The organism is Streptomyces sp. LS-MS-L19 (assembly GCF_058382285.1).
In genome coordinates, this window is sequence record NZ_JBYCLL010000001.1 from 9602638 (window position 1) to 9627195 (window position 24558).

Here is a 24558-nt window from a genome sequence, read left to right on the forward strand (position 1 = left end):
GAGCCGTCCTACGTCGCGCCCGCTCCCACCCACAGAGCGGCGGTCCGGCTCAGCGGCTGATCAGCTGCTGCGCGTTGTGGAACATGATGTCGTCCTGAGCGGACTCGTCGAGCTCCGCGATGAGCTTGCGGAAGTCGGCCGGGGAGGCCAGGCCCTCCGCGTGCGGGAAGTCGGAGCCCATGACGATGGACTCGTGGTAACCGAGTCGCCGCACGACGTCCACGATGTCGTCCTCGGGGTAGGGCACCACGCGCACGTGCTTGCGGAACACCTGGCTGGGACGCTCGGTCAACTGCCCGCCGATCCAGGGGCCGTTGCGGCCCATGCCCCGGCTCTTGTCCATGTGGCGGACGAAGTGCGGCACCCACTCGGAGCCGAACTCGGAGACCAGGACGTTGATGTCGGGGAAGCGGCCGAAGAGGTTGTCGAAGATGAGCGCGCTCAGCGTCTCCTCGATGGGGCGCTGGCCGTAGGTGTTCTGCCACTGCCAGGCCGACATCCGGAAGTGGATCGGGTTGGGGTCGAAGCCCCAGGAGGGGGCGACCTGCGAGTTGTAGTAGAACTCGCTGATGTGGTAGCAGACGCTCGCCTTGGCCTCGTTGACCAGCTTCCAGAACGGGTCGAAGTACGGGTCGCCCGGCGAGCGGCCGTACACCGGGCCGGTGGGCAGCAGGATGAAGCGGGCGCCCTGGTTCAGGACGTACTCCAGCTCCTTGACCGCGTGGTCCAGGTCGCGCAGGGAGAGCAGGGCGGGGGCGTAGATGCGGCCCTGGTGGTCGAAGCCCCAGACCTCGTTCATGTAGCGGTTGAACGAGTGGTAGTTGGCGTAGAGCGGCTCGACGCCCTTCACGTACTCCTCGGCGACCAGGGCCCAGCCGCCCGGGTACATGATCGACTGGTCGAGGCCCTGCTCGTCCATGACCCGCAGCCGGGCGTCCCGGTTCTGGTAGGACTCGTGCATCGGCTCGAACTGGTACGTCTCCTCCGGATTGCCCGAGGCCATCGCCTTGAGCATCTCCTTCAGCGAGCCGGGGCGGTAGACCTGCCCGAACTCGGGCTCCAGGCAGACGACGATCCGGTCGCCGGCGAGGATCACCTCCCGCCCGTCGGCCAGGGTGACCGGCGCGACCGCCGAGCCGAGGAACTCCTTCGGGAGGTAGCGGGTGAAGGAGTCCCGCTCCTCGTACATGTGCTGGTCGCAGTCGAAGATTCGCTTGCGCTGTTCGGCCATGCCGTCGCCTCCGGACCCCGGATCTAATCGGTACGCCTCCTATAATTATCTAACTGTTTCTTGGAGGCAAGGGGGTGGTGGCGACCGGGGTCGGGATGCGGTCGGTCGTGCGCGGGCGCGGTCGGTCGCGGGGGCGCGGTCAGTCCAGAAGTTCGAGCACCGTCTTGGGCCCGGCGGAGTTCACGACGTCGTCGGCGCTGGAGATGTGGCGCTGCCAGAGCTTCTCGGCCTCGTCCGCCTTGCCGGCCTCGATCAGGCCGACCAGCCGGACGTGCGCCCGGTGTCCCTTGAGTGCCTGCGCCTTCTGCGTCTCGGCGTCGGTGGCGGCGGCGGTGTAGGACGCGTTGGCCCGGTCGATGATGTTGCGGACCATGCTGCACAGCAGGATCAGGGTCTGGTTGCCGGTGAGCTCGACCAGCAGCGCGTGGAAGGCGTCCTGCGCCTCGACCAGCGCCAGGGGGTCCTCCAGGACGGCCTTCTCGGCGGCCACCGCGTCACGCAGCCGCTTGATGTCGGTGGCGGTGGGCTTGGTGGCGAGCTGGCGGGCGCAGGGCGGCTCGATGAGGGCCGCCGCGCGGTAGAGGTCGCCCAGGGTGGCCCCCCGGTACTCGAGGATCAGACCGGCGAAGCGGGCGGCGACATCGGCGTCGGGCGCGCTCACCCGGGCGCCGCCGTGCGCGCCACGGCGCACCGTGATCAGGGACTCCGACTCCAGGACGCGGAAGGCCTCGCGCAGCGTCGGGCGCGAGATGCCGAACTGCTCCATCAGCCCCGACTCCGGCGGCAGCGCGTCGCCCGGCTTCAGCTCACCCCGTACGATCTGGCGGCGCAGGTGGCCCGCGACCAGCTCGGCGGTCTTCGGGACCCGCACCTGGCGTCCGACGCGGCTGCGGGAAGGTGCGGGTACGGCCACCGTTTCACTTGCGCGGGCTGCCTCGGACACGATGGGGCTCCTCATATAGCCAAATGAATCGTCTTAGTGCATCGAGGGTACCAGGTCAAGGGATGGTTGGATCTTCTCTCGTCAGGGGGATCTGGCGCCGCGGCTGCAGCTGGTATATAGATGATTCATCTATCTATTAAATCAGCAGGCCCGTGGGAGTGACCTCGATGACCGAGAATGCGGCCCCGGTGATCCTCACCGAACTCACCGACGACGGGGTCATGCTCCTCACCCTGAACCGTCCGGAGCGGCACAACGCCTGGACGCTGGAGATGGAGCTGCTCTACAACGAGCTGTTCGACCGGGCGGAGGCGGACCCGCGGGTACGGGCGGTGGTGATCACCGGCGCCGGGCGCAGCTTCTGCCCCGGGATGGACATGAGCGTGCTCGACGGCGCGTCGTCCGGCGCCCGCCCGTGGCCCACCGGCCAGCTGCCCCCGCGCACCCGCCCCATGTCCTTCCCGAAACCCGTCATAGCGGCCGTCAACGGCGCCTGCGCCGGCATCGGGTTCAACCAGGCCCTGATGTGCGACGTCCGGTTCGCCGTGCCGCACGCCAAGTTCGCCGCGGCCTTCAGCGCGCGCGGCCTGGTGGCCGAGGACGGCGTGTCCTGGATCCTGCCCCGGCTCGTCGGCTACGGCAACGCCGCCGACCTGCTCCTGTCCTCGCGCCGTGTCACCGGCACGGAGGCCCTGTCGATGGGCCTCGTCAACCGCCTGGCCGAGCCGGACGACCTGCTCCCGCAGGCCCTCGCCTACGCGACCGAACTGGCGCGCTCGGCGAGCCCGTACGCGATGTCCCTCATCAAACGCCAGCTCGCCGACGACCAGGCGAGAACCTTCACCGAGAGCAGTGAGTCCGCGGCCGCCCTGCTGGCCACGGCGAAGCGCGCACCGGACTACCGCGAGGGCGTGCTCAGCTTCATCGAGCGCCGCCCACCGGCCTTCCCGGCACTGGGGGAGGGCGCGTCGGCGGTGGAGAAGAACGAGCTGAAGGAGGCCTCGTCATGACCCGCACCGAACTCCCGCTGCACCGTCGGACGATCACCGTCACCGCCTACGAGGAGGACGGCGGCGAGATCTCGGTCGAGGCGGAACTGCGTGACGAGCGTCCCTGGGAGGAGCCGCCGGGCGGTGTCGTCCACCGCATGGTGCTGGCGGTGCGGGTGCGCCTCGCGGACATGACGATCACGGCCGCCGAGGCGGGCATGAAGGACTTCCCGCACACCGAGTGCCCCCTGATCGCACCGGCCTTCGACGGCCTGGTGGGGCTCAGCGTGGCGAGCGGCTACAACCGGGCCGTCCAGGAGCGCTTCCACGGGGTGTCCGGCTGCACCCACCTGTACGAACTGACCCGCGCGCTCGGCCCCGCCGTCGTTCAGTCGGCCATCTCGGCCCGCAGCCGCGCGGCCGGCCCCCGCTCCCACGACCCGCGCGCCAGCGCCTGGGTGATGAACAGCTGCCACATCTGGGCACCCGACGGCGTGGGTCTGCGCAAGCTCGACGCGGGCTGGGTCCCGGGACCCGGCCCCCGCCCGGTCCCGGAACTCGGCAGCTTCCAAAGCCCTACGGAGTCGTGAGCCGCGGCTCGCGCGGAAGGCCGAGCACCTTCTCCGCGAGGATGTTGCGCTGCACCTGGGAGGTCCCCGCGTAGATCGTTCCGGAGCGGGCGATCAGATACGTCGTTGACCAGGACCCCGAGGAGTTGGCCGCGCCGGGGTCGTCCGTGCGGTAGGTGCGCAGCGGGCCCCGGCCGACCGGGACCTGGCCGTGCAGGCCCATGATGTCCATGGCCAGGTCGGTGACCTCGGTGTGGTACTCGCTCCAGTACAGCTTGGCGATCGACGTCTCGGGCCCCGGCTCCGCCCCCTTCAGCCACCCGGTGAGGATCCGGTAGCCGAGGCAGCGCATGATCTCGACCTTGGACCAGCACCAGGCGATCCGCTGCCGGATCACCGGGTCCTGGTCCTTGCCGTACTGCCGCGCGAGCGCGACGAGGCGTTCCACCTCGGCGCGGAAGAGGATCGGGTTGGTCGCCGCCTCCTCGCCGCGTTCGACACCCAGCAGGCTCTGAGCGACCGCCCAGCCGTTGTCCACGCCGCCGACGACCAGATCGGCGCGGGTCCGGGCGCCGCTGAAGAAGACCTCGTTGAAGTGCAGCTGCCCGCTCATCATGCGGAACGGCCGTACCTCGACGCCGGGTTGGTCCAGCGGCACGAGGAGGAAGGAGATGCCGCGGTGCTTGGGCGCGTCCCGGTTCGTACGGGCCAGGACGAAGATCCAGTCGCTGTGGTGGGCGCCGGAGGTCCACACCTTCTGGCCGTCGATCACCCACTGGTCGCCGTCGCGCACCGCCCGGGTCTTCAGGGAGGCCAGGTCGGACCCCGCGTCCGGCTCCGAGTACCCCTGGCACCAGGTGTCCTCGCCGCTCAGGATGCGGGGGAGGAAATGGCTCTTCTGCTCCTCCGTGCCCCAGCGCAGCAGCGTGTTCGCCAGCATCTTCACGCCGAAGGTGTCCTGCGGCAGCCCGAACGGGACACCGGCCAGGGCGAGTTCCTCCATCAGGACGACCTGGTGGAGCTTGGACAGGCCCAGGCCGCCGTATCGCTCGGGCCAGGTGAGGGAGAGGAAGCCGCGCTCGACGAGCCTGCGGCGCCAGTCCCGGGCGAAGGACCAGGCGGCGTCCTCGTCCAGGGCGCCGATGCCCTTCCAGTCCGGCGGCAGGTTCTCGGCGAGGAACGTCCTGACCTCGGCCCGGAACGTCTCGGTCTCCGGGGGATAGCTGATGTCCACCTGTGGTCGCTCCTCGTCCGGGCCCGCCCGCACAGCTGATCGCTGTATTGATTGTTTCAGCATAATAGGTTATCTATTTAGCTGGGAAGAGCGTCGAGCCAGGGCGGGCTGACATGGGACTGCTGGACGGACGGAACGCCGTGATCACCGGCGGCGCGCAGGGCATCGGCTACGAGATCGCCGGCGTCCTCGGCGACGCGGGCGCGGCCGTCGTCCTCGGCGACATCAACGAGGACGCGGCACACGAAGCCGCCGAGCGCCTCGCCGCGAACGGCATCAAGGCCACCTCACTGCGCTGCGACGTCACCGACGAGGACGAGGTCGCCGCCCTCGTCGCCCACTGCACCGACACCTTCGGCCCGGTCGGCGTCATGGTCAACAACGCCGGCATCACCCGGGACGCGACCCTGCGCAAGATGCCCCTCACCGACTTCCGCGCCGTCCTCGACGTCCACGTCACCGGCGCCTGGAACGGCACCAGGTACGCAGCCGAGGCGATGCGGGCGCACGGACAGGGCGGCAGCATCGTCAACATCTCCTCCATCGCCGGCAAGGTCGGCAACTTCGGCCAGACCAACTACAGCGCCGCCAAGGCCGCGCTCGTGGGACTCACCAAGGCCTCCGCCAAGGAGCTGGCGAAGGCGGGCGTCCGCGTCAACGCCGTCCAGCCCGGTCTGATCCGCACCGCCATGACCGAGGCGATGCCCCCGGCCGCCTGGGACGCCAAGCTCGCCGAGATCCCCCTGGGCCGCGCGGGCGAACCCGCCGAGGTCGCCCAGGTCGTCCTCTTCCTCGCCTCCGACATGGCGAGCTACATCACCGGAGCCGTGGTCGAGGTGACCGGCGGCCGGTACATGTGAGCCCTCCGATGAGGCCCCCCATCCCGCTGATGAAAGGCATGACCGATGCGTGACGCGGTGATCTGCGAACCGATACGGACCCCGGTCGGGGGCTACGGGGGAGCCTTCCGGGACGTCACCGCGGCCGCACTCGCCGCCACCGTCGTGCGGGCCCTCCTGGACCGCACCGGCATCCCGGCCACGGCCGTCGACGACGTGCTCCTCGGCCAGTGCTACCCCAACGGCGAGGCCCCGGCCATCGGCCGCGTGGCCGCCCTGGACGCCGGACTGCCCGTCGAGGTGCCCGGCCTGCAGATCGACCGCCGCTGCGGCTCCGGACTCCAGGCGGTCATCACCGCGGCGATGCAGGTGCAGACCGGCGCGAGCGACCTCGTGCTGGCCGGGGGCGTCGAGTCCATGAGCCAGGCCGAGTTCTACACCACCGACGTCCGCTGGGGCGTGCGCGGCGCGGGCACCACCCTGCACGACCGCCTCGCACGGGGCCGGGTCACCTCCGGCGGCGTCAACCACCCCGTCCCCGGGGGCATGCTGGAGACCGCGGAGAACCTGCGCCGCGAGTACGGCATCTCCCGCGAGGAGCAGGACCTGCTCGCCGTGCGCTCGCACGAGAAGGCGGTCGCGGCCCAGCGCGAGGGCCGCTTCGCCGACGAGATCGTCCCCGTCACCGTACGGTCCCGCAAAGGCGAGACCGTGGTGGACACCGACGAACACCCGCGCCCCGACTCCTCGTTGGAGAAGCTCGCGAAGCTGCGTCCGGTGCTCGGCCGCCAGGACCCGGAGGCGACCGTGACCGCGGGCAACGCGAGCGGACAGAACGACGGCGCCGCCCTGTGCGTCGTGACCCACCCCGAGCGCGCCGCCGAACTCGGGCTGCGGCCACTGGGCCGCCTGGTCTCCTGGGCCGTCGTCGGCGTACCACCCGAGACGATGGGCATCGGCCCGGTGCCCGCCACGGCAAGGGCCCTCGAACGAGCCGGGCTCAAGCTCGCCGACATCGACCTGATCGAACTCAACGAGGCCTTCGCCGCCCAGGTGCTCGCCTGCACCCGTGAATGGGCCCTGACCGAGACCGACTTCGAGCGGTTCAACGTCAACGGCTCCGGCATCTCGCTGGGCCACCCCGTCGGCGCCACCGGCGGCCGCATCCTCGCCACCCTGCTGCGTGAACTCGACCGCCGTCAGGCCCGCTACGGCCTGGAGACCATGTGCCTCGGCGGCGGCCAGGGCCTGGCAGCCATCTTCGAAAACACCGCTCAGGGAGGACGCTGACATGGCCGGACTGATCGCATACGGCGCCCACGTGCCGTACCACCGCCTGGCCCGCGCCGATGTCGCCGCCACGCTGGGGACACCGCCCGGACGCGGCACCCGTGCGGTCGCGGGCTACGACGAGGACACCACCTCCATGGCCGTGGAGGCGGCCCGCGTGGCCCTCGCCCGTGACTGCCTGCGCCCCCGCATCGGCCAGCTCTTCCTCGCCACGGCCGCACCCGCCTACCTCGACAAGACCAACGCGACCGCCGTCCACGCCGCGCTCCGCCTCGACGAGCACGTCCTCGCCGTCGACATGGCCGGCTCGGTCCGCTCCGGCCTCGGCGCCCTGGTCACCGCCGCCCGCTCCGCCGTTCCCACCCTCACCGTCCTCTCCGACCTGCGCACCGGCCTGCCCGGCGGCAGCGACGAGGTCGCCGGCGGTGACGGCGCGGCGGCGTTCGTCTTCGGCGGCCACCGCAACGGCGCACCCGTCCTGGCGGAACTGCTCGCCCACGACACCGTCAGCGACGAGATCCTGGACCGCTGGCGGCTGCCGGGCGCTCCCGCCTCCCGCGCCTGGGAGGAGCGTTTCGCCGAGGAGATCTACGTGTCCCTCGCGGACAAGGCCCTGACGGCCGCCCTCGACCAGGCGGGCCTGGAACGGGGCGCGATCGACCACCTCATCGTCTCCGGCCTGCACGCACGCGCGGGCGCGACGGTACGGCGTACGGCCGGTGCCCGCCCCGAGGCGGCCGTGCCGGACCTCACCGGGGTGATCGGCAACGCCGGCACCGCCCAGCCCGGCCTGCTCCTGGCCGACGTCCTCGACCGCGCGGAGCCCGGTGAGGTCATCGCCCTCGTCGTCCTCGGCGACGGCGCCGGAGTCGTCCTGCTGCGCACCACCGACGCGCTCCCGGCGCACCGCAGCGCCCGCCCGGTCGCCGCGCAGATCACCGCGGGCAGCGCCCCGATGCCGTACGCCACCTACCTCTCCTGGCGCGGCCTCCTCGACCGCGAACCACCCCGGCGCCCCGACCCCGAGCCGCCCTACGCCCCGCCCGCGCACCGCCGCACCGCCTGGAAGTACGGCTTCGTCGCCTCCCGTTGCGAGAAGTGCGGCACCCGGCATCTGCCGCCGGACCGGGTGTGCACCTCCTGCCGGAGCGTCGACGCCATGACCGACGAGCCGATGGAGCACGTGCGGGGCACGGTCGCCACGTTCACCGTCGACCGGCTGGCCCACACACCGAGCCCGCCGATGCTCGTCGTGGTCGTCGACTACGACGGCGGCGGCCGCTTCCGCTGCCAGCTCACCGACGCCACCGAGGCCGACGCCGTCATCGGCGCCCGCGTCGAGATGACCTTCCGGCGCACGGTCACCGCGTCCGGCATCCACAACTACTTCTGGAAGGCCCGGCCGCTGCGCACGGGCGAGACCGAGGAGACACACGGATGAGCTCGCACGGAATCCGGGACCGGGTCGCGATCGTCGGCATGGGCTGCACGCCCTTCGGCGAGCACTGGACCCGATCGGCCGACGATCTGCTGGTGGACGCCGTGGGCGAGGCGGTGACCTCGGCCGGCATCACGATCGACGACATCGACGCGTTCTGGTTCGGCACCCAGGCCTCCGGCGTGTCCGGACTGACCCTGAGCCGGGCGCTGCGCCTGCCCCACAAGCCGGTCACCCGCGTCGAGAACATGTGCGCGACCGGCTCCGAGGCGCTGCGCAACGCCTGCTACGCCGTCGCCTCCGGCGCGTACGACGTGGCGATGGCGGTCGGCGTGGAGAAGCTCAAGGACTCCGGCATGTCAGGCCTCTCCGGTACGGCGATCCCGGGCGCCGGCGACGACAGCCGCGGCGAGGTCACCGCCCCCGCGAACTTCTCCCTCCTGGCCCCCGCCTACGCGGCCAAGTACGGCCTCGCGGAAGAGGAGTTGAAGGACGTCATCACCCGGATCGCCTGGAAGAACCACGTCAACGGCGCCCGCAACCCCCGCGCCCAGTTCCGCAAGGAGGTGCCGCTGGAACGCATCCGGTCGGCGCCCATCGTCGCGGGCATGCTCGGCGTGTTCGACTGCTCGGGTGTCTCGGACGGTTCGGCGGCGGCGATCGTCGTACGCGCCGAGGACGCCTACAAGTACACCGACAGGCCGATCTTCGTGAAGGCCCTGTCCTTTGTCGCCGGCCCGGCCGACGGGCTCCTCGACCCGGAGTACGACTTCACCACCTTCCCCGAGGTCGTCGCCTCCGCCCAGGAGGCCTACCGGCAGGCCGGCGTCACCGACCCGCGTGCCGAACTCGCCCTCGCCGAGGTCCACGACTGCTTCACCCCAACGGAGTTGGTCCTGATGGAGGACCTGGGCTTCGCCGAGCGCGGCCAGGCGTGGAAGGACGTGACGAGCGGGTCGTTCGACCTCGACGGCTCGCTGCCGGTCAATCCGGACGGCGGGCTCAAGGCCTTCGGCCACCCCATCGGCGCCTCGGGCCTGCGCATGATGTTCGAGGCCTGGCTGCAACTGCGGGGCGAGGCGCCCGCCGAGCGGACCGTGAAGTCCGTGGCCGAGGGGCGCTCGCTCGCCCTCACCCACAACCTGGGCGGCGGCCCCGGCGAATGCGTGTCCTTCGTGTCCATCGTCGGCAGCGAACTCAGCTCATAGACAAGGCGGTTGGGGCATGGGACGACTCGACGGCAAGATCGCCGTCGTGACCGGGGCGGCGTCGGGCATCGGCGCCACCACGGCACGTCGGGTGGCGGCCGAGGGCGCGCACACGGTGCTCGCCGACCTGAACCTCGACGGCGCCGAGGCGGTGACGAAGGAGATCCGGGCCGCCGGGGGATCCGCCACGGCGGTCCAGGTCGACCTCGGGGACGTGGCGAGCGTACGGGCCATGGTGGCCACGGCGGTCGAGACGTACGGCGGCCTCGACGTCCTGCACAACAACGCGGCGGCCACCCACCTGGCGGCCCGCCAGGACCTCGCCGTCGCGGAGGCCGACCCGGCGGTCTGGGACGACACGATGCGCGTCAACCTGCGCGGCACCATGGTGGCCATCCAGGCCGCCGTCCCGCACCTGATCGCCCGGGGCGGAGGCTCTATCATCAACACCTCGTCCGGGTCCGGCCTCGCGGGCGATCTGCGCAATCCCGCGTACGGCGCGTCCAAGGCCGCCCTGATCAACCTCACGCAGTACGTCGCCACCCAGTACGGCAAGCAGGGCGTGCGCTGCAACGCCATCGCGCCCGGCTTCATCGTCACGCCGGCCAGTTCCGGTTCGGCGCACGGCGTGATCCGGGAGGCGATGCTGCGCCATCACCTCACCCCGCGCCTCGGGACCCCGGAGGACGTCGCCTCCGCGGTGGTCTTCCTGGCCTCCGACGAGTCCGCCTTCATCACCGGCCACACCCTGCGCGTGGACGGCGGACTGCTGTCCCACGCGCCGTACGTCGCGGACCTGCGGGACGCCTGACAGGGACCTGTTTGAGCCGGAGGCGCCGAGGGGCGCCTCCGGCTCAAAGCCGTGCCGGCTCTCAGGCGAGCGTCTCCGGCTCCAGGTCGCCCAGGTAGGCCGCCCGCACCGCGGGATCGCGGCGCACTTCCTCCGGCGTGCCCGCGCAGATACGGCGTCCGAAGTCGAGGACCACGACCTGGTCGCAGACGCTCATCACCATGTCGACGTCGTGCTCGACGAGCAGGACCCCCATGCCCCAGTCCTCGGCCAGTCGCCGTACCAGGTGCGCCAGTTCCCGCGTCTCGTCGTCCGACAGCCCGGCGGCGGGTTCGTCGAGGAGCAGCACGGACGGCGAGGCCGCCACCGCCCGGGCGATGGCCAGCAGCCTGCGTTCGCCGTACGACAGATCGCCCACCGGCCGGTCCAGACTGTCCTGGAGACCGAACTCCCGCACGGCGATGAGCACATGGGACGGCAGCGGGCGGCTGCCGGGACGGATCAGGTCCGTGAGCCAGGCCCATCTGCCGGGCCGGTCGCAGGCCGCGTAGAGGTTGTCCAGCACGGTCATGTCCTCGAACAGCTCCAGCGACTGGAAGGAGCGGCTCAGTCCGGCCGCGGCCCGCCGGTGCACGGGCGCACGGGTCACGTCCCGCTGGTCCAGGCGCACACTGCCGGACGCGGCCTTGGTGAAGCCGGTGACGGCGTCGATGGCGGAGGTCTTGCCTGCCCCGTTGGGTCCGATGAGGCCCACGATCCGGCCCGGTTCGACGTCCAGCGAGAGCCCGTCGACGGCGACGACACCGCCGTAGCGGACCGTCAGATCCCTGACGTGGAGGGAGAGCGGCGCTGCGCGGGGGACGTCCGGTGTGACGGTCTCCTCCTCCGGCGGCGCGACGGTGGTGCGTTGGCGCGCTGTCGGGAACAGCCTGCGTCGGACGCCCGCGGCCTGCCGTCCGACCTCCTTGCCGATGCCGTCCTGGTTGCCCACCAGCGTCAGCACCAGGATGATCCCGCCGATCAGCGGCATCCACGCGCTCAGACCCGGCAGCACCCAGTCCCCGAACCGCGCGCCGACCGTGCCCGCGGCGAAGACGGCGCCGAACAGGGGGCCGACGAGGAAGCCGACACCGCCGATGACGGCCAGACCGAGCGCGGTGATGGAGTCGAAGCTGGCGAAGTCGGAGAAGACCACCGAGGTAGAGCGGAATCCGGTGAGCACTCCGGCCAGCGCGGCGACGGCGGAGGAGAGGCCGAAGGCGTACAGCTTGGCGGCGCGGACGTCGATGCCGAGGGCGGCGGCGGCCCGTTCGTTCGCGCGTACGGCGATGAGCCGGCGGCCGGTCCTGCTGCGCCGTACGTTGGCGACCACGAGCGTGGCGGCGACGAACAGCACCAGCACTACGGCGGCGTACCGCTGCGGATGGTCGACCCCGGAGATGCTGATGCCGAAGAGGGTCTGCTTGCCCACCGCGATGCCGTCGCTGCCGGTGGTCGTGGACAGGTCGGTGTTCTGGAAGACCATCGCCTCCAGCGTGGTGCCGAGACCGAGGGTGATGATCGCGAGGTTGACTCCGCGGGTGCGGACGGCCGGGAGCGCGAACAGCAGGCCGATCGGGACGGTGCCCAACACGCCTGCCAGCAGGGCGAGTTCGAACGGCCAGCCCCAGTCCGCGGCGGCATGTCCGGCGATGAAGGCGCCGGTGCCGGCCAGGGCGTAGGCCGCGAGGGAGACCTGTCCCGCGTACCCGGTGACCACGATGATCGACAGGATGATCAGGCCGAGGACCAGGGTGCTGGTGATCGCGTCGGCCCACAGCGGTGTCGACAGACTCACCAGCAGCAGGCCGACCGCGACGGTGCACGCCAGCGGCACGGGCCGCACCCGGCCGCTGCCCAGCGCGGGCAGCCGTTCCAGGAAGGTGCCGCGCAGTGGCAGCGCCCGGCCGCGCGCGACCAGCACCAGGGCGATGAAGAGGAAGGGGACGGAGGAGGCGAGACCGGTGACGCCGGTGCCGAATCGGGTCAGCTCGGACTGCACGACGCCGATGGCCAGGCCGCCCGCCAGGGTGACGGGGAACGAGGAGAACCGGCCGACCAGGGCGGCGGCCAGCGCGCTCAGCAGGAGGGTGGTCAGGCCGGTGACCGACAGTCCGATGACCGGCACGATGAGGATGCCCGTCAGCCCGGCGAGCGCCGAGCCCAGGGCCCAGTTGCCGGTGGCGACGAGGTCGGGGGACCAGCCGAGGGAGGCGGCGACGTGCTCGTTCTCCGCGACCGCGGTGGTGCCCAGGCCGAACAGGGTGCGCCGGTAGAGGAGATGGAGCACCGCGGTGACGGCGAGGGCGATGCCGAGCAGCCAGAGACGGTCCTCCGAGACGGTGGCCCCGGCGATCGTCAGCAGCCGGGTGGGCAGCTTGCCCGGCACCAACTGCAGGCTGTCGCCGTACCGTTTGACGGCGACGGCGGTGAGCACGATGAACACCGCGAGCGTGCCGACCAGCCGGGCCAGTGACGACGCCCGGCGCAGGGGCCTGATCACCAGGAGATGGGTGAGCACGCCCAGTGCCGCGGAGGTGAGCACCCCGCAGGCGACGGCCGGCCAGTACGGCACGCCCTCGTTCACGGCGAGTTCCCACTGCACGTAGGCGCCCGCCATGCCGATCGCGCCGTGCGCGAGGTTGAGGACCCCGGAGCCCCGGTAGACCAGCACGATGCCGTGCGCGGTGAGGGCGTAGAGCGCGCCGAGGCCCAGGCCCAGCAGTGCGAAACGCAGGATGTCGGCCATCGGGTGAACCTCCCAGGGATGTGCCAGACAGCGTATTTATTTAAATAATTGTGCCGAGAGTACTTCACTAACCAGAAAACGCACCCCATGCTGTTCGCCATCTCGATGACGAGCCCCGCGGAGGGACCATGAACGACTCACGCCGACACAGAACCGCAGCAGCGACCTGTCTCGCGGTCACCGGAGCACTGCTCGCCGCCGGCTGCGGGGGTGAGGCGTCCGGCAGCGCGGCCGAGACCTCCTCGCTCAAGGGCGCCCCGGTCAAGGTGATGGTCTGGAACCCGGAGGACACCCAGGGCAGCGCCCAGCCCGGGGTGCGGCTCACCGCCCAGGCCTACGAGAAGTGGATCAATGCCCACGGCGGCATCAAGGGCGGCCCGCTGAAGGTGCTGACCTGCAACGAGAAGAACGACCCCGACGAGGCCGAGAAGTGCGCCCAGCAGGCCGTGGCCGACAAGGTGGTCGCGGTGGTGGGGTCGTACAGCCTCGCGGGCGACCGCTACATGCCCATCCTGCAGAAGGCCGGCATCCCCTACATCGGCGGCACCGGGGTCTCCGCGGCCGAGTTCTCCAACCCGCTGTCGTTCCCGGTCAACGGCGGCACCCCGGTGGTGTTCGCGGCCCACGGCCGGCAGCTGGTGCAGGACGGCTGCAAGAAGATCTCCGGCGTACGGTACGACCTGGCGGCCGCCGCCATCGTGTCGCAGTTCCTCACCCTCGGCGCGGTATCGGCCGGCGGGGCCCCGCCCAAGGACCTCAAGGTGCCGGTCACCGCCACCGACCTCGCCCCGCAGGTCGCCGCCGCCACCAAGGGCAGCGACTGCGTCAGCGTCATCCTCGGCACGCACTCCGACCTTTTCGTGAAGTCGTACGTCCAGTCCGGCGCGAAGACGAAGCTCGGCAGTGTCGTCGGCAACCTCACCCCGCAGCTCGCCGCGAGCACCGGCGGAAGCGGCAGTCCGCTGGAGGGCGCCGCGATCACCGGCTACTTCCCGCCGACCTCCGACCCGGCCTGGAAGGACTTCCTGGCAGCCACCAAGGGCGACAAGGACATCGACGTCTCCAACGGCGCCAACGAGACGACCTGGGTGGCCTTCAAGGTCCTCACCGAGGCGGCCGCCAAGCTGCCCTCGATCTCGGCCAAGACCCTCGTCCAGGAGCTGAACACCACCTCGGGCATCGACACCGGCGGCCTGACCCCCGCCCTGAACTGGCAGACCTCGACCGCCCTGCCCATCAAGGGCCTGAACCGCATCCACAACACCACCGCCACCGAACTCACCATCCGCAACGGCCAGATCGAGTGGGCGAAGCCGGGGTCGACCTTCGTCGACGTCCGCAAGGTCCTCGCGGCCATCCCGGCCGGCTGACCGGAGGGAACGTCCGTGCACGACACCGAGCCCCTGATCGAAGCCCGCGTCCTGTCCGCCGGATACGGCAGCCGACCCGTCCTGCGCGACCTCGACCTCGAGGTCCGCCCGGGCGAGGTCGTCGCCCTCCTCGGACCGAACGGCGCGGGCAAGACCACCACCCTGCGGGTGCTGTCGGGCGAGATGGCCCCGATGGGCGGCGAGGTGCGCTGGCTGGGCGACACCGCCCGCACTCCGCTGCACCGCCGCGCCCGCCAGGGCCTGGCGTACGTCGGCGAGCGGGCGGTCCTCACCCGCCTCGACACCGCGGACAACCTACGGGTCGGCCGGGTGACGACCGCCCAGGCCCTGGAACTCTTCCCCGAACTCGAAAAGCGCCTGAGGACCGGCGCGGGCATGCTGTCCGGCGGCGAACAGCAGATGCTGTCACTGGCACGCGCCCTGGGCCGGGCCCCCAGACTCCTCCTCGCCGACGAACTCTCCCTCGGACTCGCCCCGTTGGTGGTCGACCGCCTGCTGCGCGCCGTGCGCGAGGCGGCCGACCGCGGCCTGGGCGCCCTGCTGGTCGAACAGCATGTGCGCAAGGTCCTGGACATCGCGGACCGCGTCTACGTCCTGCACCGCGGCCGCGTCACCCTGACCGGCACCCCGGAGGAACTGCGCGGAAACCTGGCCGCGATCGAGTCGTCGTACCTCGCCGAGAAGACCACGTACGCAACTGATTGAGGTAGATGCTGTGGCAAGCGCACGCGAACAGATCCGATCCCTGGCCCTGTCCGGCGACACCTTCGAGCAACCCGCCGCCACATTGAGGGAGTTGCAGCTCGAAGCGGCACGGGAGGCCTTCGCCGCCCACCGCGAGCGCATCCCCCTGCTGCGGACCCGGGCCGACGAGACCGGCGTACGCGAGGTGACGACCCTGGCCGACCTCGTGCCCCTTCTCTTCTCCCACACCAGCTACAAGTCGTACCCCGTCTCCCTCATCACCGCCGGCCGCTGGGACCGGCTGCTGCGCTGGTACACCACCGTCTCGGCGCTCGAACCGACGGACGTGGACGTCGAGGGCGTATGCGACATCGACGAGTGGACCGAACGCATCACGGCCGCCGGCCACCGCCCGTACATCACCAGCGGCACCTCCGGAAAGGTCTCCTTCCTCAACTGCGCCGAGAGCGACCTGAGTTTCCTGCACGACATCCTGGAGAACCTCACCTGCTGGCCCGACCCCCTCCCGCCGAAACCCACCCGCCACGGCTACCTCCTCGCACCGGCGAGCGGCCCGATGCGCTCCATCGACGGCTTCCGCTGGCACGCGGAGGTCTTCGCGCTCCCCGGCGGGACCCGCCTGCTGACCGAGGACCCGCTGCGGGTCTCCGAGCTGATGAGCAGCGCCCTGCTGCGCCGCCGGATGGCGGAGGGCACCGCGACCCCGCAGGAGATCAGCTCCTTCGAAAGTGTCTCGGCGGCGCGGGAACAGGAACTAGACGCGGCCGTGGCCCGCATCGTCGACGACATCTGGGAGCACCGCGACGAGCCGCTGCTGATCGCCGGGATGAACAACCAGCAGTTCACCCTGATCCAGGCCCTGCGGGCCCGCGGCGTCCAGGACGGCAGCCTCCACCCCGACACCCTGGTGCTCAGCGGCGGCGGCAACAAGGGCCGCGCCCTGCCCGACGACTACCAGCAGCAGCTCGCCGCCTTCTACGAAGGTGTCCGCCGCGTCCGCAGCTACGGCATGACCGAGCTCCAGGGCTCCTGCCTCGCCTGCGAGAAGGGCACCTACCACGTGCCGCCGTGGGTGATCCCGCTAATCCTCGACCAGGAGGGCGAGACCCTGCTCAACCCCGAACACGGCGTCATCGAGGGCCGGTTCGCCTTCCTCGACATCTCCCTCGAAGGCCGCTGGGGCGGACTGATCAGCGGCGACCGGGTCCTCGTCGACTTCTCGGAGTGCGGCTGCGGCCGGCCGGGACCGGCGGTCCTGCCGGACATCCAGCGCTACGGCGACCTCGGCGGCGACGACAAGATCACTTGTGCGGCGACACTCGACTCCTATGTGCGGGGGATGATCCACGGATGAGCCGTACGACACTCGACGACCACGCCACGGCCCCCGTGACCGTCGTCCACATGATCCGCGGCGAGGTCGACCACAGCACCCCCGTCGACCTCGGCCGGTTCACCGCACCGGCCCTCGACCTGGACCGCCTCGTGTGGCCCCGCACCGAACCAGGCCCCGCCTTCCACGTGCCCGTGGCGGAGATCGTCGACCTGCTGGTGGAGACCGGCGAGGCCCTCAAGGCGGACCGCGCGGGCCTGCTCGCCGAAGCCCTGGAACGGATGGCCCCGGTCAGCCCACTGCCCGCGGAGGTGCTGGAACGTGCCTACGCCGTGCTGTGGCGCAGCTTCCAACGCCCCGGCCTGTACGCCCAGATCGACCATGAACTCGGCGGAGCGGACGTCCTCGACGGCTGGCGCGAGGTGCGCCTCCCCGACGACCGGGTCGCGGCCATCCGCGCGTTCCCGCCCCGTCTGGTGCACATCATCGCGGGCAACGCACCCGGCGTCGCGGCGATGTCGGTCGTGCGCGGCGCGCTCACCAAGGGCGTCAACCTCCTGAAACTGCCCTCGAACGACCTGTTCACCGCGACCGCGATCCTGCGCACCATGGCCGCCGTCGCCCCCGGGCACCCGGTGGTGCGGTCGTTCTCCGCGGCGTACTGGCGCGGCGGCGACGAGGTGGTGGAGAGCGCGCTGTTCCGCCCCCAGTTCTTCGACAAGCTGGTCGCCTGGGGCGGCGAGGCCACCATCCGCAGCGCGCTGAAGTACGTCGGTCCGGGGTTCGAGCTCGTCTCCTTCGACCCCAAGACCTCCATCTCGATGATCGGCCGCGAGGCCTTCGCGTCCGAGGAGACCTTGGCACGGGCGGCCGACGCGGGCGCCGCCGACGCGACCTTCTTCAACCAGCAGGCCTGCGTGGCCAGCCGCTTCCAGTTCGTCGAGGGATCCCGGGACGACGCCGACCGCTACGCCGCCCTGCTGTGCGAACGCCTGGGCACGGCAAGGGAGTTCAGCTCGGCCGGCGGCCCGCGGGTCGCCCCGGAACTGCGTGAGGAGATCGACGTCCTGCGGTCCATGGCACCCGACTACCGGGTGTGGGGCGGCTACGACGGCACGGGCCTGGTCATCCGCTCCCCGGAACCCGTGGACTTCCACCCCGACGGGAAGATCGTCGACGTCGTCCCGGTCGGCGCACTGTCCGAGGCCGTCGCCCATGCCGGGGTCGCCACCCAGACGGTCGGCGTGTACCCGGACACCCGCAAGGCGGAACTGCGCGACGCCCTCGCCTGCGCCGGCGTACAACGCGTGGTCTCCCTCGGCAGGGCGGGCGGCATGCCACCGGGCCTCTCGCACGACGGCTTCTACCCCCTGCAACGGCTCATGAGGTGGGTGAACGACGAGTAACGGCTCCGCTGTGGTCGGCGACCGCGCGGCGGCTGGAGGAGACGCTGCGGGCGTGGCTGCGCGAAGGGGGTCGAGGCTACGGCACCTTGTATCCGGCCGCGCGGAACAGTTCGTACCACTCGGACCGGGTGAGCGGGAGGTCGGAACCGAGCGCCGCGGCCTTGACGCGTTCCGGCGTCGTCGTGCCGAGCACGACCTGCATCTGCGCCGGGTGGCGCGTGATCCAGGCGACCGCGATCGCCTCGGCCGGCACTCCGTACTTCTCGCTCAGCCGGTCGACCACCGCGTTCAACTCGGGGAAGCGCTCGGAACCGAGGAAGGGGCCGTCGAAGAATCCGGCCTGGAAGGGCGACCACGCCTGGATGGTGATGTCGTGCAGTCGGCAGTAGTCGACGATTCCGTCATCGCGTACGACCGACTGGTCGAGGTCCTGCATGTTCGCCGCGATGCCCTGCGCGATCATCGGCGCGTGCGTGATCGACAGCTGCAGCTGGTTCGCCACCATGGGCTGCGTCACGTACTTGCGCAGCAGGTCGAGCTGTCGCGGGGTCTGGTTGGAGACGCCGAAGGCACGGACCTTTCCTGCGGCCGACAGCTCGTCGAAGGCGCGGGCCACCTCCTCCGGCTCGACGAGGGCGTCAGGGCGGTGCAGCAGCAGAATGTCGAGATAGTCCGTGTCCAGCGCCCGGAGTGAACCGTTCACGGACTCGATGATGTGGTCGTAGGAGAAGTCGAAGTACGGCCCGTCCTTGACGATTCCGGCCTTCGACTGAATGACGAACTGCTCGCGCTCCGACGAGCTGAGTTTCATGGCTTCGGCGAAACGGCGCTCGCAACCGTGGTCGTCCGAGCCGTAGATGTCGGCGTGGTCGAGGAAAGTGATGCCGACGTCGCGCGCGGTGTGCACGAGCTCGCGCACCGCCTCGTCGCTCATGTCCTGGATACGCATCAGCCCGAGGACGACGTTGGGGACCACCATGTCGGTGCCGGGCAGAGTGAAGGTCTTCATGGGACTCTTTCGCCGCGATGTGAGTTTTCAGGGGGACGAGTGCCCACTCTAGAAATCACCGATCTGGAAATCCAACAGCAATTGGTTCTGATATTGAGAACTGCGGGATGTGAATCAGTCCTGAGGGCGGCCGTGACGTGTCACCGGTGTCTCCTGCGCCCGGCCGCACCCTGACGGCCCTGGCGGCCGCGGAGGCGGGGCTTCGGCTGGTGTCGCTTGCGTCGTTTGCCCGAGGGGTTCACGGCCGTCTGCGCACGCGCCTGGGCGGGCGGACCGGATTGCCGCAGGCTCTCGATCGTGTCCTCGATCGCGCGCAACTCCGCCTCGGCACGCCCCGGTTCCTCCGCGTCGAGCCGGGCGAACGCGTTGCGCGCCTGCTCGTGCGCGCGCAGCACCTTGGCCCGGGGCCGGCCCCGGCCTCCGTACGACTGGGCCAGCACCGCCTGCGCCCGGGCCCTGTTGAACCTGAGCCGCCAGGCACGTACGTCCAATTCGTCGTACAGCGTCAGTGCCCGGCGGGCCGCGGCCTCGGCCCGTCCGCAGGTCTGCCGGATCGCGGGTGCGGCACGCTGCGGCCGGCCTGTCGCGTCCAGCGCGAGCAGAACCTCCGCCTCCAGACAGCTCGTCCATGCCTCGTGGACGCGGTTGGCCCACCGGTCCTCCTTGCGCATTCCCTCGTACTGTTTCAGGGCCTGCTCGACGTGTTCCAGTGCCTCGAGCAGGTCCTGCCGGCTCTCCGTCGGACGGGCGCCCGCCCTGCCCAGGTGTGCCTCCGCCAGCCGGCCCAGCGCCAGGGCGTGCTGCGGCCGTACGGCCTCGCGGTACTCCCGCTCCAGGGCGTCGTAATGACGGGTCAGGGCTTCGGTGTGCCGGTCGACGCTCTCGTCCCACTCCTGCCGGGCGGCATGCTGGACGCCCAGGATGGACAGGGCCTCGGCGATGTCCCGTTTCCACAGGCCCGGACACCTCTCGCGCAGGGCCTCGTAGATCTCCACGCTCTGCGAGGCCCGGGCCACCGCATCGTCGACGCGTCCGCTCGCACCGAGCTGCCATGCCAGACAGCGCAGCGCGAACGCCCGCAAGCCCTGGATCTCGTCCGGCCCGTGCCCGTCGTTCTCCTGGGCCTGCGGCAGCCGTTCGATCAGTTCGCACGCCTCGGTCGCCGCCTGCAGGGCCTCGCGCTGGCGGCCGATGCGGTGGGTGGCAGTGGCCAGCGTGCACAGGGACTTCACCAGACCGAAGGCGTTCCGGCGGCTGGGGTTGCGCTGGAACAGCGGTTCCAGACGCCGTATGGAGTCCCGGGCACACAGGTCCGCGTCCTCGAACCGACCCACGTCGACGAGCCGGTCGGCGAGGTCCTTGAGGGCCTCCGCCAGGGCGAACTCGTGCTCCTCGGACGGACTGAGCTGGTGCAGCGCGTGGTACATGTCCACCGCCTGCCCGGCGACCTCGTGCGCCTGGATGCGCAGCCCCGAACTGGCCAGGTACAGCGACCAGCGCTGAAGGGCCCGGGCCAGCTCTCCCCGGTGGTCCTGGGCGGGCGCTCCGCCGCCCTGGCGGTAGTGCTGCACCGCGTGTTCCGCGACGGCCGTGGCGAGCTCCAACAGGACGTCCGGGCAGGCGAGGTCGGGTTCCCCGAGGACCTGGGCGGCGACCTCCTGCGCGGACTCCTTGCGCAGCGTGGAGTTCAGCGCGCAGGCCAGCGAGGTGCCGATGGCGCTCGCGAACTGGTCCTGATCGGTGGCCGCGACCTGCTTGACCAGCCGGACGAGGGGGCGGGCGTGACTGCGCAGCGCGGCGTCCAGCGCCTCACGGGCCCGCTGCTGGGCCGACGGCTCACCCGTGCCGTCGGTCCGGCAGCCGTCGGAGCCGGCGGTGAGCTGAAGGACGTGCAGCACGTTCAGTATCTGGCGCGCCTGGTCCGTCGCGTCCTGGGGGATCCCCGGGCCGTCGCCGCTGACGTCGAGCAGTTGCGGGGCGATGTCGGGAAACGCGGCGATGACCTTCGCGCCGAGCCGCTCGGCGAGCCTCAGCGGCTGGAGCGACCGCAGGTAGCCCTCTCCGGCCAGTTCCGCGTGCTGCCAGCGGGCGAAGGCACGCGTGAGCCACTCCGGTTCGTCGGCGAGGTCGGGCACGAGCCGCAGCCGGCGCGCCGCCTCGGTCTCCCGCTCGCCGTCGGTCTCGCCGTCGGCCACCGCCAGACTGGAGACGGCGACGATCCGTTCGAGCAGGACCGGGTCGTGCGGCAGTCTCTGGCGCTCGGCGGACGCCTGCCATCTCTGGCGTTCCACGTCCAGGGCGTAGTCCAGCAACGCGTTGGCGCGTGAGCGGGTGGGCGGTCCCGCGGTGGCCGAGTGCGTCTTGTGCAGCAGGGTGCGGGCGTCCACCAGTGCCTGGATGAGGACGAGCAGATAGCTGCCGAAGTCGGGCTCGTCGAGGCCCGGGGCAGCGGTTACGGCGGGCGCGGCGCCGTCCGTCGAGGTCTCGGCTTCCGGTACGGCACCCGCGCGCGCGGTGGCGTCGTCCTTGCTGTCGCTCTCCTCGTACCAGCCCCGGAACGCGGCGTAGGCCGCCCGGTAGACGTCCTCACGGTCGGTTTCCGGCAGGGGCGGAAGCGGGGCGGGATCCTCCGCGTCGACCAGGGCCTCGTAGCGCCGCCTGACCGCGTCCCACCACGGGCCGCCGCGGTGGGCGACCGCCAGGACGCGCAGCGGATGGTGGCCGCCGCGCTCGGTGGCCTGGGCGAGGAGGACGTGCAGTTGTCCGGCGTGGGCGTCGGCGTCGTCGATGACGAGCAACCGGTCCTCGGGCAGGGCGCAGACACCGGAGAAGTCCACGTGCAGCGGGTCGACGACACCGGCAACCCACCCTTTCCCCGCCATCGTGCGGCACAGCTCACGGGCGAGACGGGTCTTGCCGACCGTGCTGCCGCCCGTGAGCAGCCGTATGCGTGGTCCGCCGCCCCGGTCGTCCTCGTGCTCGCACCAGTCGACCAGCGCTCGGAGCTGCTGCGCGCGCCCCCGGAAGGGCACGACACCGTGGCGGGATTCGAGCAGGTCCGCCTCGGACCACTGATCGCGTGGCGGCAGGGGGCTGTACGCGGGCTGGAGGATCTCGCCACCCGCCCAGACGGGGTCCAGCGTGACGCGGTCCTCGGGTGCCGTCGTGTCGCGGGCCGCCAGCAGGCAGGCGTTCGCCTCGGCCTGCCCGTCGTCGCCGAAGACCGCGCCGACGGGCAGCGCGATCAGCCGTCCCTCGATCGTGGCGCGGTCCTCCGTGATCACGCCGATGAGGTGATCCCCGCTGAACAGGGCCGCACCCGACATGCCGCTCCAGAGCGACGCACCCCGGGCGAGCGGCGACGAGCCTGTCCTGATCTGCAGGTTCAGCCGACGCACCTGGCGCCTCCACCCGGTGAGGGGAAGGACGCGCCCCCGCACGTCCTCCGGGTTCAACAACCGTCTCTCCCCGGCCTGCTGCACCCCTGACTTCGGGAAGCCCAGCGCCTGCGCGGCTACGGCGCCCTCGCCGATGAGCCGGCCCAGGCGCACCTCGCCCGACGGGCCGTCCCGTGCCGTCCGGAACGGATCGTCGGCGGTGGATGCCAGCAGCGCGTAGTCGGGCTCGTCATCCCCCCGGACCGCCACCCGGAAGGTGTGCCGCTCCTCCGAGAGGTCGTAACTCCCCTCACGGCGCACGTAGGCGCGGGCGGTGACCGCGGAGCCCTTCGGCCCGACGCAGTGTCCCGCGGTGAGGATGAGCTCCGGTGTCAGCAGATACCCCGAGCCTCGTCTGCCGTCCGCGGTGAGCGAGACCAGCCGCTCGGCGTCGAGCCCGGTCATTCGACGCCGTCTTCCTTGTCCGAGACGCGCGTGTCGGGCGGCAGCGTGAGGTTCAGTTTGATCCGGTGCGTGGTGGCGTTGCCGCGCGCGTAGTCGCCACCGGCCTGGACCACCCAGAACTGGATGCCCGCCCGGCCCTCGGCGGTCCGGGTGATCTGGACGGTGGCCTCCACCTCGACATCGGCGACGCCGAAGCGCAGCTCTTCCCCCGCGGCTCGCCGCTGTGCCTCTTCCAGCTCCCGTCGCAGCCCGCCGAGCATGTCCGCGAGCCCCAACTCGCCGGTACTGAGCGTTTGTTGCTTGATTCCCATTGCCTTACTCCTTCGCAGGGCAGTTCCCGATCAGGAGGAGCGGAAGGGCCCGCGACGGAAGGCGGCGACACCGTCAATTGTCCGATTCACGTCGAGGGCGGGCAACTCGATCACCCGGGACCGGCACGGGTCCTCGACGCGCACCCCCTCACCCTGTCGGCCTAGTGTGGGAAGAGGGGTGACTCTTCGTCCGGACCGACATGGAGGAGAACCGTGATGAGCAAGGTCGCCACCAACACCTTCCAGACGTATCGGGCGGTCGCCAGTTTCGAGCGGGCCAGAGAGCTGGCCCGCACGACGTCGCCGTTCACCATCGAGATCCGCTTCCTCGGCGGACTGACGACCACTCAGCAGGACGCGTTCGCCGCGGCGGCCGACCGCTGGGCCAGGGTCATCGTCGGGGATCTGGACACCGCGCTCGTCAACGGCGACGTCATCGACGACCTGCTCATCGAAGCCGAAGGCGTCACCATCGACGGTCCCGGCCGGGTACTGGGGATGGCCGGTCCCACGGACTTCCGCGACGAATCCGCGCAGTTCGGTGCGTTCCTGCCGGCGAAGGGCGTCATGCGGTTCGACTCCGCCGATCTCGCCCGGATGGAAGCGGACGGCACGCTCGTCGACGTGATCACGCACGAGATGGGCCACGTCCTGGGTGTCGGCACCCTGTGGACGGCCTTCGACCTCCTCAAGGGCGCCGGCACCCAGAACCCCACCTTCGTCGGCGCCGGCGCGATGGCCGAGTTCGCCGCGCTCCTCGGTGAGGAGGACCCGGTGCCGGTACCGGTCGCCAACTTCGGCGGGCCCGGAACCCAGGACAGCCACTGGCGTGAGGCGGTCTTCGTCACCGAACTCATGTCGCCGTTCATCTCCGGAGCCGGGAACCCGCTGAGCCGGATGACCGCGGCGAGCCTCGGCGACCTCGGCTACCAGGTCGACCTGGAGGGGGCCGAACCCTACACACTGCCCAACCTGCTCCAGATCGCCAGGGAGGGCGCGCTCGTGCCGCACACGGCACCACTCGATGACGGCATGGTGCTCCCGGTGGTACCGACACGGCTTCCCGCCGCGACACCCTAGGCGGTCCTGCGCGGAGAGGTCCGCACGGGGCAGACCTCTTCGCGCGCGGTAGTCGCAGAAGGATGTCGATGCCCCGGAGACGTCCGAGGCCGGCTGGCGGCCGGAGGCGACGGCCGTGCCCCGGCCCGTGCGACGAGACGCTGGGTCACCAGCGCGCACTCG

General features: G+C 71.1%; 19 protein-coding genes. 12 read left to right on the plus strand and 7 right to left on the minus strand.

Annotated elements, in window-relative coordinates:
- Positions 1-49: 49 nt before the first annotated feature.
- A complete protein-coding gene (locus AC2XR2_RS42910) occupies positions 50-1231 on the minus strand; it encodes an amidohydrolase family protein (protein WP_491518151.1) in 1182 nt (393 codons plus the stop codon).
- Positions 1232-1370: 139 nt separating this feature from the next.
- Positions 1371-2174 carry a FadR/GntR family transcriptional regulator gene (locus tag AC2XR2_RS42915; protein WP_381297691.1) on the minus strand — a complete coding sequence of 268 codons (804 nt, stop codon included), beginning with the start codon at positions 2172-2174 and terminating at the stop codon, positions 1371-1373.
- A gap of 167 nt (positions 2175-2341) precedes the next feature.
- Here AC2XR2_RS42915 and AC2XR2_RS42920 point away from each other — a divergent pair, with 167 nt between their 5' ends.
- Both AC2XR2_RS42920 and AC2XR2_RS42925 read left to right on the plus strand, forming a co-directional pair.
- The gene (locus AC2XR2_RS42920; protein ID WP_491518152.1) at positions 2342-3184 is read left to right on the plus strand and encodes an enoyl-CoA hydratase-related protein; all 843 of its coding nucleotides are present in this window, start codon (positions 2342-2344) and stop codon (positions 3182-3184) included.
- Positions 3181-3753, plus strand: a complete 573-nt coding sequence (locus AC2XR2_RS42925; protein ID WP_491518153.1) for a DUF2889 domain-containing protein — start codon at positions 3181-3183, stop codon at positions 3751-3753. The genes AC2XR2_RS42920 and AC2XR2_RS42925 overlap by 4 nt, the downstream gene beginning before the upstream one ends.
- Here AC2XR2_RS42925 and AC2XR2_RS42930 read toward each other — a convergent pair.
- Positions 3740-4966, minus strand: a complete 1227-nt coding sequence (locus AC2XR2_RS42930) for an acyl-CoA dehydrogenase family protein (protein ID WP_491518154.1) — start codon at positions 4964-4966, stop codon at positions 3740-3742. The genes AC2XR2_RS42925 and AC2XR2_RS42930 overlap by 14 nt on opposite strands.
- Positions 4967-5079: 113 nt before the next feature.
- Between AC2XR2_RS42930 and fabG the strand changes: the two genes are divergently transcribed.
- From fabG to AC2XR2_RS42955, 5 genes are read left to right on the plus strand one after another with little or no spacing between them, the layout of a single operon-like run.
- Complete coding sequence (gene fabG, locus AC2XR2_RS42935; RefSeq protein ID WP_491518155.1) at positions 5080-5826, plus strand: 3-oxoacyl-ACP reductase FabG; 747 nt, start codon at positions 5080-5082, stop codon at positions 5824-5826.
- A 45-nt stretch (positions 5827-5871) separates the two neighbouring features.
- Positions 5872-7095, plus strand: coding sequence for an acetyl-CoA C-acetyltransferase (locus AC2XR2_RS42940; protein ID WP_491518156.1), 1224 nt, complete (start codon positions 5872-5874; stop codon positions 7093-7095).
- 1 nt (position 7096) lies between these two features.
- Positions 7097-8536 carry an OB-fold domain-containing protein gene (locus AC2XR2_RS42945; protein ID WP_491518157.1) on the plus strand — a complete coding sequence of 480 codons (1440 nt, stop codon included), beginning with the start codon at positions 7097-7099 and terminating at the stop codon, positions 8534-8536.
- A complete protein-coding gene (locus AC2XR2_RS42950) occupies positions 8533-9741 on the plus strand; it encodes an acetyl-CoA acetyltransferase (RefSeq protein WP_491518158.1) in 1209 nt (402 codons plus the stop codon). The genes AC2XR2_RS42945 and AC2XR2_RS42950 overlap by 4 nt, the downstream gene beginning before the upstream one ends.
- A gap of 16 nt (positions 9742-9757) precedes the next feature.
- Positions 9758-10552 carry an SDR family NAD(P)-dependent oxidoreductase gene (locus AC2XR2_RS42955; protein WP_491518159.1) on the plus strand — a complete coding sequence of 265 codons (795 nt, stop codon included), beginning with the start codon at positions 9758-9760 and terminating at the stop codon, positions 10550-10552.
- A 61-nt stretch (positions 10553-10613) separates the two neighbouring features.
- On the opposite strand, the gene AC2XR2_RS42960 is transcribed toward AC2XR2_RS42955, so the two are convergent.
- Complete coding sequence (locus tag AC2XR2_RS42960) at positions 10614-13319, minus strand: ABC transporter permease subunit (protein ID WP_491518160.1); 2706 nt, start codon at positions 13317-13319, stop codon at positions 10614-10616.
- 128 nt (positions 13320-13447) lie between these two features.
- On the opposite strand from AC2XR2_RS42960, the gene AC2XR2_RS42965 reads away from it, so the two are divergent.
- The 4 genes from AC2XR2_RS42965 to AC2XR2_RS42980 are packed head-to-tail and all read left to right on the plus strand — an operon-like array spanning position 13448 to position 18154.
- Positions 13448-14689 carry an ABC transporter substrate-binding protein gene (locus AC2XR2_RS42965; protein WP_381297710.1) on the plus strand — a complete coding sequence of 414 codons (1242 nt, stop codon included), beginning with the start codon at positions 13448-13450 and terminating at the stop codon, positions 14687-14689.
- 15 nt (positions 14690-14704) lie between these two features.
- The gene (locus AC2XR2_RS42970) at positions 14705-15415 is read left to right on the plus strand and encodes an ABC transporter ATP-binding protein (protein ID WP_491518161.1); all 711 of its coding nucleotides are present in this window, start codon (positions 14705-14707) and stop codon (positions 15413-15415) included.
- A gap of 10 nt (positions 15416-15425) precedes the next feature.
- On the plus strand, positions 15426-16769 hold the full coding sequence (locus tag AC2XR2_RS42975; protein ID WP_491518162.1) for a hypothetical protein: 1344 nt from the start codon (positions 15426-15428) through the stop codon (positions 16767-16769).
- Complete coding sequence (locus tag AC2XR2_RS42980; RefSeq protein ID WP_491518163.1) at positions 16766-18154, plus strand: acyl-CoA reductase; 1389 nt, start codon at positions 16766-16768, stop codon at positions 18152-18154. The genes AC2XR2_RS42975 and AC2XR2_RS42980 overlap by 4 nt, the downstream gene beginning before the upstream one ends.
- A gap of 76 nt (positions 18155-18230) precedes the next feature.
- Here AC2XR2_RS42980 and AC2XR2_RS42985 read toward each other — a convergent pair whose 3' ends face one another.
- The 3 genes from AC2XR2_RS42985 to AC2XR2_RS42995 form a co-directional block, all read right to left on the minus strand.
- The gene (locus AC2XR2_RS42985) at positions 18231-19163 is read right to left on the minus strand and encodes an aldo/keto reductase (RefSeq protein ID WP_491518164.1); all 933 of its coding nucleotides are present in this window, start codon (positions 19161-19163) and stop codon (positions 18231-18233) included.
- A 140-nt stretch (positions 19164-19303) separates the two neighbouring features.
- A complete protein-coding gene (locus AC2XR2_RS42990; protein ID WP_491518165.1) occupies positions 19304-23005 on the minus strand; it encodes a trypsin-like peptidase domain-containing protein in 3702 nt (1233 codons plus the stop codon).
- Positions 23002-23316, minus strand: coding sequence for a trypco2 family protein (locus AC2XR2_RS42995; RefSeq protein WP_491518166.1), 315 nt, complete (start codon positions 23314-23316; stop codon positions 23002-23004). The genes AC2XR2_RS42990 and AC2XR2_RS42995 overlap by 4 nt, the downstream gene beginning before the upstream one ends.
- 216 nt (positions 23317-23532) lie before the next feature.
- On the opposite strand from AC2XR2_RS42995, the gene AC2XR2_RS43000 reads away from it, so the two are divergent.
- On the plus strand, positions 23533-24396 hold the full coding sequence (locus tag AC2XR2_RS43000; RefSeq protein ID WP_449351543.1) for a leishmanolysin-related zinc metalloendopeptidase: 864 nt from the start codon (positions 23533-23535) through the stop codon (positions 24394-24396).
- The last annotated feature ends 162 nt before the right edge of the window (positions 24397-24558 follow it).

Coding starts and splice junctions, on each gene's coding strand:
- AC2XR2_RS42910 (WP_491518151.1), bottom strand. CDS start 1,231: ATGGCCGAACAGCGCAAGCGAATCTTCGACTGCGACCAGCACATGTAC.
- AC2XR2_RS42920 (WP_491518152.1), top strand. CDS start 2,342: ATGACCGAGAATGCGGCCCCGGTGATCCTCACCGAACTCACCGACGAC.
- AC2XR2_RS42925 (WP_491518153.1), top strand. CDS start 3,181: ATGACCCGCACCGAACTCCCGCTGCACCGTCGGACGATCACCGTCACC.
- fabG (WP_491518155.1), top strand. CDS start 5,080: ATGGGACTGCTGGACGGACGGAACGCCGTGATCACCGGCGGCGCGCAG.
- AC2XR2_RS42940 (WP_491518156.1), top strand. CDS start 5,872: ATGCGTGACGCGGTGATCTGCGAACCGATACGGACCCCGGTCGGGGGC.
- AC2XR2_RS42945 (WP_491518157.1), top strand. CDS start 7,097: ATGGCCGGACTGATCGCATACGGCGCCCACGTGCCGTACCACCGCCTG.
- AC2XR2_RS42950 (WP_491518158.1), top strand. CDS start 8,533: ATGAGCTCGCACGGAATCCGGGACCGGGTCGCGATCGTCGGCATGGGC.
- AC2XR2_RS42955 (WP_491518159.1), top strand. CDS start 9,758: ATGGGACGACTCGACGGCAAGATCGCCGTCGTGACCGGGGCGGCGTCG.
- AC2XR2_RS42960 (WP_491518160.1), bottom strand. CDS start 13,319: ATGGCCGACATCCTGCGTTTCGCACTGCTGGGCCTGGGCCTCGGCGCG.
- AC2XR2_RS42965 (WP_381297710.1), top strand. CDS start 13,448: ATGAACGACTCACGCCGACACAGAACCGCAGCAGCGACCTGTCTCGCG.
- AC2XR2_RS42980 (WP_491518163.1), top strand. CDS start 16,766: ATGAGCCGTACGACACTCGACGACCACGCCACGGCCCCCGTGACCGTC.
- AC2XR2_RS42985 (WP_491518164.1), bottom strand. CDS start 19,163: ATGAAGACCTTCACTCTGCCCGGCACCGACATGGTGGTCCCCAACGTC.
- AC2XR2_RS42990 (WP_491518165.1), bottom strand. CDS start 23,005: ATGACCGGGCTCGACGCCGAGCGGCTGGTCTCGCTCACCGCGGACGGC.
- AC2XR2_RS42995 (WP_491518166.1), bottom strand. CDS start 23,316: ATGGGAATCAAGCAACAAACGCTCAGTACCGGCGAGTTGGGGCTCGCG.
- AC2XR2_RS43000 (WP_449351543.1), top strand. CDS start 23,533: ATGAGCAAGGTCGCCACCAACACCTTCCAGACGTATCGGGCGGTCGCC.